We start from the raw sequence: 12257 nt of genomic DNA on the forward strand, positions 1-12257 counted from the left end.
GTCGAGCCGCCTGGCTCCTCGTGGCTCTGTCGCTGGTCGGTCCAAAAAGGTTCATCCTCCGCCAGGGAATTTTCGGAAGCTAACCGAAGAAGATGAGCGTTGCCAGAGGTGGCGCCCCCTTCTCCCCTTGTGGGAGAAAGTAGATCGGCGCGGAGCGCCGAGACGGGTTGAGGGGTGTTCCAGCGGAGTGAGACGTTGGCGTTCACTGAAACACCCCTCATTCGTCGCCTTTGGCGACACCTTCTCCCACAAGGGGAGAAGGGGAAGCTAAATCAAAAACACCTTCCCCTTCATCGTCGCCGGCACCTCCACGCCGAGCCGGCTCAGCACCGTCGGCGCGAGCTGCAGCTGGTCGAGCAGCGCGTCGGCTTCTGGACCCTTCGCCGGCCCGAAATAGTAGAGCGCGAAATCCTGCATCTCGTCGTCATGCCCGCCGTGATGGCCGCGGTCCGTCTGGCCGTGATCGGCGGTGACGATGACTTCATAGCCGGCTTCGCGCCAGCCGGGCAGGAAGGCGGCGAGCATACCGTCCATCGCGTAGCAGGCATGATCCATCTCGTGGCAGTTGTGGCCGAAGCGATGGCCCATCGAGTCCAGCGTGCAGCTGTGCAGGATGCCGTAGTCGATGCCGTGGCGGCGGGCAAGCATGGTCAATGTCGCGAACAGGTCGACATCGCTCGGCGTCATCTGGTTCTTGAGATTGTAGCCGGTCATGGTGTGGAAGCGGCCATGCGTGATCGGCCCGCCAGGCTCGTCGAATTCCATGTCCTCGACGAGATCGAATGGATGGGAGCGGAAGAATTCCGACCAGTAGGAATGCGTCACCGCCCCGGTCCTGCCGCCCGCCTTGCTGACCTCCGAGAAGATATCGGGCTGCCTGACCCGGAACCGGTTCTCGTTGGAGAGGATGCCATGAACCTGCGGCGTGACCCCGGTATGGATCGAGGCGTAGCAGCAGGCCGATGTTGACGGCAGCACGGAGCGCATTCTCCACACTTGCGCCTCACCCGATTGTACCCAGCCTTCGAGATTGCCCATGAGCCGGCGCCAGTTCCGGTAGGGCACGCCGTCAAGGATGATGAGCAGCAATTTGGATTTAAGCGCCACGGGAATTCCATGCGGTCTTACGGGAGAGATCAGCATCGAGGGCTAGACCGACCCGGCCAAGTCCCAGAAGCGCAGAGAAGAGCAAGCCAGCTTAGTTGCCGGCGCTTTCCATGCGCCGGCCGGCGATCGCCTTCTCCAGCCAGCCGATCTCCATTTCGGGGACGGAGGACAATAGAAGGTCGGTGTAGGCATCGAAGGGCGGCGCCAGCACCTTGCTCTTGGAGCCGTAGCGAACGACCTCGCCGCGATACATGACCGCGATCGAATCGGCGATCGACTTCACTGTCGCGAGATCGTGGGTGATGAAGAGATAGGCCACTTTCTCGATCTGCTGCAGGTTGAGCAGCAGCTTGAGGATGCCGTGGGCGACCAGCGGATCGAGCGCCGAGGTCACCTCGTCGCAGATGATCAGCTTCGGCTTGGCGGCGAGCGAACGGGCGATGCAGACGCGCTGCTTCTGGCCGCCGGAAAGCTCGGCCGGATAGCGGTCGATGAAGCCCTTGCCCATCTCGATCTGGTCGAGCAGCTCGGCGACGCGCTTGTCGCGCTCGCGGCCCCTTATGCCGAAATAGAACTCGAGCGGCCGGCCGATGATCGTTCCCACGGTCTGGCGCGGGTTCATCGCGACATCGGCCATCTGGTAGATCATCTGCAGCTGGCGCAGATCCTCCTTCGGCCGGTCGGCGAGCCTGTTGCCAAGCGTTCGGCCGTCGAAGAAGACGCTGCCCTGCTCGGGCGGCAGGAGGCCGGTGATGGCGCGCGCCAGCGTCGATTTGCCGGAACCGCTCTCGCCGACGACGGCCAGCGTCTGGCCCGGGTAGATGTCGACCGAGACATTCTTCAGCACCTTGACGAGACCGCCGCCATAGGCGGCCGTCACGTTCTTCACCGAGAGCATCGGTGTGGTGCCGGGCTGCTGTTCGTTGTGCTCGATCTCATGCACCGAGACCAGCGCGTTGGTATATTCCTGGCGCGGCTCCTTGATGATCTGGCGAGTACCGCCCCATTCGACCAGCCGGCCATGGCGCAGCACCATGATCTCGTCCGCTACCTGCGCCACCACGGCGAGGTCGTGGGTGATGTATAAAGCCGCCACATGGGTATCGCGGATGGCGTCCTTGATCGCCGCCAGCACGTCGATCTGCGTCGTCACGTCGAGCGCCGTGGTCGGCTCGTCGAAGACGATCAGGTCGGGCTCGGAGCAAAGCGCCATCGCCGTCATGACGCGCTGCAACTGGCCGCCGGAGACCTGGTGGGGGAAGCGCTCACCGATCGTTTCCGGATTGGGCAGGCTGAGCTTCTTGAACAGCGCGACGGCTCGCTTTTCGGCCTCGGCCCGGGTTGCCGTGCCGTGCAGAAGCGTCGCCTCCACCACCTGGTCCATCAGCCGGTGCGCCGGATTGAAGGCCGCCGCCGCCGACTGGGCGACATAGCACACTTCGCGGCCGCGCAGCTTGCGCAAGCCCTCCTTGCCGCCCTTCAGTATATCGCGGCCGTTGAGGATCACCTCGCCGCCGGTAATGCGCACGCCGCCCCGGCCATAGCCCATGGAGGACAGGCCGATCGTCGACTTGCCGGCGCCGGATTCGCCGATCAAGCCGAGCACCTTGCCCTTCTCCAGCGTCAGCGAGACATCATGGACAAGGGTGATGGTTTTCGGCGCCTCGCCGGGCGGGTAGACGGTCGCCTCGATGCGCAGATTGCGGATGTCGAGGAGTCGGCCGGAGTTTGCTTTGCTGTCAGCCATCACCCGCGCCCTCCCTTCAGGCTGGTCGTGCGGTTGAGCACCCAGTCGGCGACAAGATTGACCGAGATCGCCAGAGCCGCGATCGCCGCCGCCGGGATGAGCGCCGCCGGGATGCCGAAGACGATGCCGTCCTTGTTCTCCTTCACCATGCCGCCCCAGTCGGCGTCCGGCGGCTGCACGCCGAGGCCGAGGAAGGAGAGCGTCGACAGGAAAAGCACCGCATAGATGAAGCGCAGGCCGAGTTCCGAGACCAGGGGCGACAGCGCGTTCGGCAGAATCTCGCGGAAAATGATCCAGCCGCTGCCTTCGCCGCGCAGTTTCGCGGCCTCGACATAGTCCATGACGTTGATGTCGACCGCCACCGCGCGCGACAAGCGGTAGACGCGGGTCGAATCGAGGATGCCCATCACCAGGATCAGCGTCACCAGGTTGGACGGCAGCACCGACAGGACGACCAGGCCCATGATCAGCGTCGGGATCGACATCAGCAGGTCGACGAGGCGCGACAGCATCGTGTCGAACCAGCCGCCGAACACCGCCGCCGAAAAGCCCAGAATGGCGCCGAGCGAAAAGGACAGCGCGGTGGCCAGCACGGCGATGAACAGCGTGATGCGGGCGCCATAGATCATGCGGGACAGGAGATCGCGGCCGAGATTGTCGGTGCCCAACAGGTGCACCGATGACATCGGTTCCCAAGGGACGTCGCTGACGATCTCGGCATTGCCGTGCGGGGCGATCCATGGCGCCAAGACCGCCGCCAGCACGAACAGCGTCGTCAGCACAATGCCGATCAGCGCCGCGACAGGAGTGCGTCTGATATCGAGCATACCGGCGCCCCCTACTTCGGATGCCTGAGCCGCGGATTGGCGACGATCGCCGCAATGTCCGCGATGATGTTGAGCGCGATATAGACGGCCGCAAAGATCAGGCCGACCGCCTGGACGACGGGAACGTCACGCTTGGTGACATGGTCGACGAGATATTGCCCCATGCCCGGATAGACGAAGATCACCTCGACCACGACGACGCCGACCACGAGATAGGCGAGGTTCAGCATGACGACATTGATGATCGGCGCGATCGCGTTCGGGAAGGCATGCTTGCGGATGACCGCGAAAGCCGAAAGCCCCTTGAGTTCCGCCGTCTCGACATAGGCCGATTGCATGACGTTGAGGATGGCCGCTCGCGTCATGCGCATCATGTGGGCCAGCACCACCAGCGTCAGCGCCGCCGCCGGCAGCGCGATCGCCTGCAACCGCTCGCCTAACGACATTCCGTCATAGACGGTCGAGATGGCTGGGAACCATTGATGCTCGACCGCGAAGTAGAAGACCAGCAGGTAGCCGATGAAGAATTCGGGGAACGAGGTCGAGGCGAGCGCCACGCCGGAGATCATCTTGTCGACCCAGCCATTGCGGTAGCGCACCGCGATCAGGCCAAGCGTGATCGCCAGCGGAATGGCCACGATTGCCGCCCAGAAGGCCAGGAACAAGGTGTTCCACAGCCGTTCCTTGATCGATGTCGCGATGTCCTGGCCGCTCGACATGGCAGTGCCGAGATCGCCGGTGAGCACGCCGCCCAGCCAGTGGAAGTAGCGGATATAGGCAGGCTGATTGAGCCCGAGCTGTTCGCGCAGATTGGCGAGCGACTCCGGCGTCGCCGATTGTCCGAGGATGGCTTGGGCGACGTCGCCGGGCAGGATCTGCGTGCCGGCGAAGATCAGGACCGAAACGGCCAGCAGAAGGAGGATGCCCAGCGCAACGCGCTGGGCCACCAGTTTCACGACGGGTGAGGACATCTCCGCAAGGCCGGACCTTAGGCTTCCATCCAGCACTTCGCCAAGGCGTAGCCGTTCATCAGCTCCTGATGCGGATCGTCCACCCAGCCACCGACCTTGGGACCAGTTGCGTCGATGAACTGGTTGAACATCGGCAGGATCAAGCCGCCCTCGTCACGCACCATCACAGCCATGTCATGGTACATCTGCTTGCGCTTGGCCTCGTCGAGCTCGGCGCGCGCCGCCAGCACCATCTTGTCGAAGTCCGGCCGCTTGAACCGCGTGTCGTTCCAGTCGGCGCTCGACAGGTAGGCGGTCGAGTACATTTGGTCCTGCGTCGAGCGGCCGCCCCAATAGGAAGCGCAGAAGGGCTGCTTGTTCCAGACTTCGTTCCAGTAGCCGTCGCCGGGCTCGCGCTTGATTTCCAGCTTGATGCCGGCCTTGGCCGCGCTCTGCTGATAGAGCTGCGCGGCATCGACCGCGCCGGGGAAGGCGACGTCCGACGTCCTGAGCAGCACGGCGCCGTCGTGACCCGACTTCTTGTAGTGGAACTTGGCCTTGTCGGGATCGTATTTGCGCTGCTCGATCTCTGTGAACAGCGGGTAGGAGGCGTTGATCGGGAAGTCGTTGCCGAGCGAGCCGTAGCCGCGCAGCACCTTGTTCAGCATCTCTTCGCGGTTGATCGCCAGCTTCAGCGCCATCCTGAGGTCGTTGTTGTCGAACGGCGCCGTGTTGCAATGCATGATGAACACGTAGTGGCCGGGACCGGAGTGGTTGCGGATGGTGACGCCCCGCACGCGCTTGATCAGGTCGACGATCTTCGGCTCGACGCGGTTGATCATGTTGACCTGACCGCCCTGCAGGGCCGCCGTGCGCGCCGTCGCGTCGTTGATGACGACGACTTCGACCTGGTCGGCATGGCCCATCTTGTCGCCCTGCCAGTAGTTGGCGAAGCGTTCGCCGACATGGCGCACGCCGGGCTCGTTGACCTTGACCTTGTAAGGGCCGGCGCTGATGCCGGCATCGGGTTTGTCCTTGCCGCCATTCGGCTGCACGATCAGGTGATAGTCGCTGAGCAGATAGGGAAGGTCGGCGTTGGCTTCCTTCAGGGTCAGGACCACTTCCTTACCGTTAACCTTGATGGTCTCGATGCCCTTCATGTAGCCGAGCGCGCCGGACTTCGACTTCTCGTCCGAATGGCGCTCCAGCGTGGCGGCCACGTCCTGGGCGGTCACCGTCTTGCCGTTGTGGAATTCGATGCCGTCGCGGATCTTGAGCGTCCAGACCTTGGCGTCGTCGGAAGAGCCGATTTCCTCGGCGATGCGGTTCTCGAGCTTGCCGTCGGGCGACAGTTCGACGATCATTTCGCCCCAGCACTTGCCGAAGGCGAAGGGCACCTGGGTCATCATCAGCGCCGGGTCGAGGCTGTTGGTGGATTCACCGCCGACCAGGCCGGCCTTCAACGTGCCGCCCTTGACGGGGCCGGCAGCCCGGGCAGCGCTCGAAAGCAGCGAGTTGGCGAAGGGCGCGGTGACGCCGAGCGCGGCGGCGCGGCCAAGGAAGTCGCGGCGGCTGAGCTTTCCGGCAGCGACGCGCCGGCTGAGATAGTCGAGTTCGTTTGTCATTATGGGTTCCTCACTCTGATGGTACGACCATGTGGTCGGTTCTTGTTCTTGTGAGGGATAATGAGCGCAACGGAAAGCTGTAAGCAAGACCGAATGCGACATGCCGTGGCGTAAATGGCGCGTCGCATTTGGACCAATCTTGTAAGCGCTCACACGAGAGCGCGGGGAATCGTCTGTTTGAAATCGCGTTCAAACACCAGCTTTTCGCCCTCATAGGCCTCGATTCTGGCGTTGAGGATGAAGTCTTGCGCGTCCGAGCGCATCTCAGCGAAGGTCTCGGTCCGCACCGACCATTCATTTCGCGACAATGTCTGCGTCCAATGCGTGCTGCCCGTCGCCGACAGCGGATCGTCGGGTTGGATCGCCCATGTCTCCCGGACCATGCTGCCGTGGACCAGCCCGTGCTCCAGGTCGCGCACCTCGCCGAAATCGTCCGTTACGGCAAGCGTGACGACGCCGGTCTTTTCGTTGCGGTCAATATGCCGTTCGGAATTGGTCGGCCTGATCGTCTCGGTCGCCCAGGGCGTAGCCCCTTCCGGTTCGGGAAACGACACCTCGTCGGCCGTCGCCGGCGGACGCAGCGGCAGCTTGAGCGTCGCGGCCGACAGTTCGAGCGTCGCCGGCTCCGGCGACGGCCAGATCATCGGCCAGTAGGCCGTCGAGACGGCGACCCGCAGCAGGTGGCCGGCCGGCACCCGGTAGGCGCACTGGTCGAGCACGACGCGTGCCGAAACCGTCTCGCCTGGCACCAGCGCTTCCGGGAACTCGTGCGAGTTGCGGTGGGTGAGGTTGAGCACGCCATAGGAGATCAGCTCCGAGGCGCCGTCCGGATGCACGTCGCAGAGACGCACCGCGAGGTTGGCCTGGCGGCGGTCCGAGGCAACCCGTACTTCGACTTCAGGCGCGCCGACGATGTCGATCGCCTCCTCGAGTTCGACCTGGTCGAAGCATACCGAAAGCGCGTCGTCGGGGCGCTGGTCGCCCGGCAGTTCCGGACCGAAGGTGAAGGGAAAATACTCGCCGCCCGCAAGCCCGCAACTTTGCGGCGAGGCGACGATTGCCGGCCCGGCGCCTTCGGGAATGAGCTCGGTTGCCTTCATCTTGATGTCGGGCGAGGGCCATTGCTGTTCCGCAACCCAGCGGCCTGGCCGTTCGGGATGCCAGCGGGCCGGACGCACGCTGTCCATCACATAGGCGCGGTAGTCCGGGTCGGCCTCGACGCCGGTCGCCGCGCTCTTCAGCCAGCGGTCCCACCAGCGCAGCGCCTCCTGCAGGAAACCGATGGCCGGATTGGGTGCCGCGTAATGCGGATATTTGTGGATCCAGGGGCCGACGATGCCCTTCACCGGCGCCTGGATGTTGGTGACCAGATTGGAGATCGTGTTGCGGTAGCCGTCATGCCAACCGCCGATCGACAGCACTGCCGCCTTAACGGCCGAAAAGTCCTCGCAGATCGAGCCGCGTTTCCAGTAGGCATCGCGATGCTGGTGGCTGAGCCAAAGCGGCGCGAGAAAAGCCTGGTTCTCCAGCCGGCTCAGCCACAGATCGCGCCAGCGGTTGCCGCCGGCGATTTCCGGATCCGGCGGCCGCGACGAATAGGAGAGCATCGTCGAGGCCCAGCCGAAATTCTCAAGCAGCAGGCAGCCGCCCTTGTAGTGGATGTCGTCGGCATAGCGGTCGACGGTCGAGCACAGGCTGATCACCGCCTTCAGCGCAGGCGGCTGCTTTGCCGCGACCTGCAGGCAATTGAAGCCGCCCCAGGATATGCCCATCATGCCGACATTGCCGTTGCACCAGGGCTGCGCGGCCGCCCAGGCGATGACGTCGCAGGCGTCCTGCAATTCCTGCTCGGAATATTCGTCGTCCATCAGCCCTTCGGAATCACCGTTGCCGCGCATGTCGACGCGGATCGAGGCATAGCCGTGTCCGGCGAAATAGGGATGCGTCAGCTGATCGCGGAAGATGGTGCCGTCGCGCTTGCGGTAGGGCAAATGCTCGAGGACCGCCGGCACCGGGTTGTCGCCGGCATCCTCAGGCATCCATATGCGCGCCGACAGCCGGCAGCCATCCGGCATGACGATGCCCATATCGGGAAATTCGACGACCTTGCGAGGGAATTCTGTGACGGTTTTCATGCAAGGCACATGATGGAACCGTCGCCGAGGCGTCGTGGGCCAGCCGGCGAAATCGGCTGGTCAATAAGCGTCAGTTCAAAGCGTCAGTTCAGCGGAATGTCGTTGTCGGCCTTGCTCGCCTGGTATGTGCCGGACAGCGCGTCATAGCGTGCGGAGATCTTGGCAATGCGCGCCTCCAGCCGCCTGCGTTCCGCCTCGGGCAAAGCGCGCACCAGCCGGCGTATGGAAAAGCTCTTCCAATAGGCGTTCTCGGCGTTGTAGCCGCCGGGATCGAGTGTGAAGACCTCCTTCAGGATCTTCAGGTCATGCGGGATGGCGAAGCTGTCGCGCGAGTCCTCGTGGCTGAAGAGGTAGTAGAAATTGTCGAAGCCGGTCCAGGTGATCGCCGACAGGCACAGCGAGCAGGGCTCGTGCGTGGCCAGGAACAGTGCATCCCTGGTGTCGACGCGCTCGGCTTTTGGCATTTCGTAAAATCGCTTCAGGCAGTGCATTTCGCCATGCCAGAGCGGATTTTCGATCTCGTTGTTGGTTTCGGCAATCACCAGCGAGCGGTCGTCTTTCCGCAGGATGGCGGCGCCGAAGAGTTTGTTGCCATGGGCAACGCCTTCAGCGGTCTTCGGCACGATATCGTGCTCGATAACGTCGAGCAGGCGGTCGATCAGCGAAATGTCTGTCATCGGGGAAAACTGGCAGCTTTCAGGGAAGATGGATCTCGTAAGGGTGCGAGAAATGGCACTCTTCGAGGTTGGCGCCGTCGCCGCCGCGGTCGACGATGAGGAAGTCCTGTTCCTCGCCGATCGGCGTCAGCACGCCGTGCCAGAGGTTGCGCCGGTAGTTGATGCCCTGCCCGGGCGCGGTGATGAAGGCGTGCGGCTCGCCTGGGCCGTCCTGAGTGTCATGGCAGACGACAACCAGGAACGGCCGCGGCGACAACGGAATGAAGGCCTGGCTGCCGAGCGGATGGCGCTCGACCATGGTCAGTTTCAGCGGCATCTCGTAGGGGGTGCCGCGCACCATCGAGATCAGCACCTTGGCATTCGGCCCGGTGGCCTCGGCGGTGGCGAGATCGTGGTAGCGCATCGCCTTGCCGCCATTGATCGGGTAGCAGTTCTCGCCGCCCATATCGATCACGTCGCCAAACGGCGCGAAGTTTTCGCGTGTCAGCGGCTGGGCCACGATTTGGGTCACCGCGCGCGAGCCCCAAGGGCGCCGCCAAGCTTGGCGTGCCGGTTGACGTCCTTGTATAGCAGGTAGCGGAAATTCCCGGGACCGCCGGCGTAGCAGGCCTGCGGGCAAAAGGCGCGCAGCCACATGAAGTCGCCGGCCTCGACCTCGACCCAGTCCTGATTGAGGCGATAGACTGCCTTGCCTTCGAGCACATAGAGCCCATGCTCCATGACATGGGTCTCGGCGAAGGGGATGACCGCGCCGGGTTTGAGCGTGACGATGGTGACATGCATATCGTGGCGCATGTCGGCCGGGTCGACGAAGCGCGTCGTCGCCCAGTGGCCTCCCGTGCCGGGCATCGGGCTCGGCTCGACCTCCTTGTCGCTGCTGAAGAAGGCTTCCGGAACGTCGAGGCCGTCGACCGCCTCATAGGCCTTGCGGACCCAGTGGAAGCGGACCGCACCGCTGCTCTCATTGCGCACCGTCCAGCCGCTGCCCGGCGGCAGGAAGGCGAAGCCGCCTGGGCGAAGCACATGGTTCTTGCCGGCAAGCGAGACCGTAAGCTCGCCCTCGACCACGAACAGCACGCCCTCGGCTTCGGCGTCGAGCTCAGGTCGGTCGCTGCCGCCGCCGGGCAGGACCTCGACGATGTACTGCGAAAAGGTCTCGGCGAAGCCCGAAAGCGGTCTTGCGATGATCCAGGCCCTTGTCTTGTCCCAGAACGGCAGCGGGCTGGTGACGATGTCCTGCATCACGCCCTTGGGGATCACCGCATAGGCTTCGGTGAAGACAGCGCGGCCGGTCAACAGCTCGTGCTGACCGGGATGGCCGCCATGCGGCGCGTAATAGGTTCGCTCGGCCATGTTCATCCTGTCCATGTGTTGAAGCCTATTTTGGAAGCATGTCTTTCAGCCGAAGCAGCGCGATGCGCTCGACTTGTTTGCACGCGGTGTCGAATTCATTGCTGCGGCTGTTGCCGATGCGAGCCTCGAACTCCGCCAGGATCTGGTCCTTCGTCTTGCCCTTGACCGCGATGATGAAGGGAAAGCCGAAGGTCGTGACATAGGCGGCGTTGAGCTTCGAAAACAGCTCGCGCTCCTTGTCGGTCAGCGCGTCGAGCCCGGCGGAGGCCTGTTCTTTGGCTGATTCCGGCGTCAGCCGCTTGGCCGCCGCCAGCTTGCCGGCAAGGTCGGGATGGGCGTTGAGCACAGAAAGCCGCTCGGCCTCGGTCGCCGCGCGGAAGACGCGGCAGAGCGCGTTGTGCAGGCCGCCGGCGCTGTCATGGGCCGGGCCGAGCTCCAGTTCGTAGGCCCGCTCGGCGATCCACGGCGAATGCTCGAACACCCCGCCGAAGGCAGGCACGAATTCCTCGAATTCCATCCGAGACGGGCGCAGCGCCGGCGCCTGGTAGGGGTGCGTCTCGCGCCAGTGCTTTGCGATATCGATGCGCCGGGTCAGCCACACCCTGTCATGCGACTTCACATAGTCGACGAAGCGCTTCAGCGCCGCCACGCGGCCCGGACGGCCAACCAGCCGGCAATGCAGGCCGATGTTCATCATGCGCGGCCGCCCCGCCTTGCCCTCCGCATAGAGCGTGTCGAAACTGTCCTTCAGATAGGCGAAGAACTGGTCGCCCGAATTGAAGCCCTGCGGCGTGGCGAAGCGCATGTCGTTGGCGTCGAGCGTATAGGGGATGATGAGCTGCGGCTTCTCCAAACCATCCCGGTCGAACCAGTAGGGCAATTCGTCGTCATAGGTGTCGGAGACGTAATCGAAGCCGCCTTCCTCGGCGACGAGTCGCACCGTGTTGACCGAAGTGCGGCCGGTGTACCAGCCGGTCGGCCGCGCGCCGGTCACTTCGTAATGCAGACGGATCGTCTCTTCGAGGTCGCGTCGCTCGTCCTCCGCGCTATGGTCGCGGTAGTCGATCCATTTCAGCCCGTGCGAGGCGATCTCCCAGCCGGCCTCCTGCATCGCCGCGACCTGATCGGGGGAGCGTGCCAGCGCCGTGGCGACGCCGTAGCAGGTCACCGGCACCTCAGCTTCCGTGAACAGCCGGTAGAGCCGCCAGAAGCCGGCGCGGGCGCCGTATTCATAGATCGATTCCATGTTCCAGTGGCGCTGGCCGAGCCAGGGGGCGGCGCCGACGATCTCGGAGAGGAAGGCTTCGGAGGCCTTGTCGCCGTGCAGCACGCAGTTCTCGCCGCCTTCCTCGTAATTGACGACGAACTGCACCGCGACATAGGCGCCGCCGGGCCATTTGGGGTCCGGCGGATTGGCTCCGTAACCGCGCATGTCCCGTTCGTAACGCATGATCGCTCCTGCCCGAATGTTGAGATGAAGATATCGAAAGGAGTGCTCGTGCATTCCCCCGAAAATTTTTGAAAGTGCTTTTTGCCGCACTCCGCTCGACCGGGGCTTATGCATCGCCTTTAATTGGCGCACAATTGACCTGAAAACGTTCGACTACTTGGGATGGGAGGCGGCCAGTGGCAGAAACGTCGAAAGCCGATGGCGGGCGTCTGACGACCCATGTCCTCGATACCGCGACCGGGAGGCCGGCAAAGGGCCTCTCGATCGGGCTTTTCCGCCTCGAAGGCCAGGCCCGCACGCATTTGAAGACCGTCACCACCAACGACGACGGCCGCTGCGACGCGCCGTTGCTTGCCGGCGCCGACTTCCGCACCGGCGAGTACGAG

11 protein-coding genes are annotated in these 12257 nt (G+C 63.9%); 1 reads left to right on the plus strand and 10 read right to left on the minus strand.

Annotated features, from left to right (window positions below; genetic code table 11):
• Positions 1-267: 267 nt before the first annotated feature.
• The 10 genes from EOA75_RS03400 to puuE form a co-directional block, all read right to left on the minus strand.
• Positions 268-1107, minus strand: coding sequence for an alkaline phosphatase family protein (locus tag EOA75_RS03400; RefSeq protein ID WP_127323634.1), 840 nt, complete (start codon positions 1105-1107; stop codon positions 268-270).
• Positions 1108-1198: 91 nt separating this feature from the next.
• Positions 1199-2854 (minus strand): ABC transporter ATP-binding protein, encoded by a 1656-nt coding sequence (locus tag EOA75_RS03405; protein WP_067324103.1) that lies wholly within the window; start codon positions 2852-2854, stop codon positions 1199-1201.
• The gene (locus EOA75_RS03410; RefSeq protein WP_066995982.1) at positions 2854-3681 is read right to left on the minus strand and encodes an ABC transporter permease; all 828 of its coding nucleotides are present in this window, start codon (positions 3679-3681) and stop codon (positions 2854-2856) included. The genes EOA75_RS03405 and EOA75_RS03410 overlap by 1 nt, the downstream gene beginning before the upstream one ends.
• A gap of 11 nt (positions 3682-3692) precedes the next feature.
• Positions 3693-4652 (minus strand): ABC transporter permease, encoded by a 960-nt coding sequence (locus EOA75_RS03415; RefSeq protein ID WP_067324105.1) that lies wholly within the window; start codon positions 4650-4652, stop codon positions 3693-3695.
• A 17-nt stretch (positions 4653-4669) separates the two neighbouring features.
• Positions 4670-6256 (minus strand): ABC transporter substrate-binding protein, encoded by a 1587-nt coding sequence (locus EOA75_RS03420; protein ID WP_067324106.1) that lies wholly within the window; start codon positions 6254-6256, stop codon positions 4670-4672.
• A 149-nt stretch (positions 6257-6405) separates the two neighbouring features.
• A complete protein-coding gene (locus EOA75_RS03425) occupies positions 6406-8391 on the minus strand; it encodes a CocE/NonD family hydrolase (protein ID WP_127323635.1) in 1986 nt (661 codons plus the stop codon).
• Between the two features lie 83 nt (positions 8392-8474).
• Entirely contained in the window at positions 8475-9068 is a 594-nt protein-coding gene (locus EOA75_RS03430; protein WP_127239732.1) for a nucleoside deaminase, read from the minus strand.
• A 19-nt stretch (positions 9069-9087) separates the two neighbouring features.
• A complete protein-coding gene (locus EOA75_RS03435; RefSeq protein ID WP_127323636.1) occupies positions 9088-9579 on the minus strand; it encodes an ureidoglycolate lyase in 492 nt (163 codons plus the stop codon).
• Positions 9576-10436, minus strand: coding sequence for a bifunctional allantoicase/(S)-ureidoglycine aminohydrolase (locus EOA75_RS03440; protein ID WP_127323637.1), 861 nt, complete (start codon positions 10434-10436; stop codon positions 9576-9578). The genes EOA75_RS03435 and EOA75_RS03440 overlap by 4 nt, the downstream gene beginning before the upstream one ends.
• A 10-nt stretch (positions 10437-10446) precedes the next feature.
• Entirely contained in the window at positions 10447-11871 is a 1425-nt protein-coding gene (puuE, locus tag EOA75_RS03445; RefSeq protein ID WP_127323638.1) for an allantoinase PuuE, read from the minus strand.
• Between the two features lie 176 nt (positions 11872-12047).
• On the opposite strand from puuE, the gene EOA75_RS03450 reads away from it, so the two are divergent.
• Positions 12048-12257: hydroxyisourate hydrolase (locus EOA75_RS03450; protein WP_206516958.1), on the plus strand; the 210-nt coding region annotated here is incomplete at its 3' end.

Source organism: Mesorhizobium sp. M1A.F.Ca.IN.022.07.1.1, assembly GCF_003997575.1.
Classification (GTDB): Bacteria; Pseudomonadota; Alphaproteobacteria; order Rhizobiales; family Rhizobiaceae; genus Mesorhizobium.

Excerpts from the sequence above, each read along its gene's own strand:
- EOA75_RS03405 (WP_067324103.1), bottom strand. The coding sequence starts at position 2,854 with ATGGCTGACAGCAAAGCAAACTCCGGCCGACTCCTCGACATCCGCAAT.
- EOA75_RS03410 (WP_066995982.1), bottom strand. The coding sequence starts at position 3,681 with ATGCTCGATATCAGACGCACTCCTGTCGCGGCGCTGATCGGCATTGTG.
- EOA75_RS03415 (WP_067324105.1), bottom strand. The coding sequence starts at position 4,652 with ATGTCCTCACCCGTCGTGAAACTGGTGGCCCAGCGCGTTGCGCTGGGC.
- EOA75_RS03420 (WP_067324106.1), bottom strand. The coding sequence starts at position 6,256 with ATGACAAACGAACTCGACTATCTCAGCCGGCGCGTCGCTGCCGGAAAG.
- EOA75_RS03425 (WP_127323635.1), bottom strand. The coding sequence starts at position 8,391 with ATGAAAACCGTCACAGAATTCCCTCGCAAGGTCGTCGAATTTCCCGAT.
- EOA75_RS03430 (WP_127239732.1), bottom strand. The coding sequence starts at position 9,068 with ATGACAGACATTTCGCTGATCGACCGCCTGCTCGACGTTATCGAGCAC.
- EOA75_RS03440 (WP_127323637.1), bottom strand. The coding sequence starts at position 10,436 with ATGGACAGGATGAACATGGCCGAGCGAACCTATTACGCGCCGCATGGC.
- puuE (WP_127323638.1), bottom strand. The coding sequence starts at position 11,871 with ATGCGTTACGAACGGGACATGCGCGGTTACGGAGCCAATCCGCCGGAC.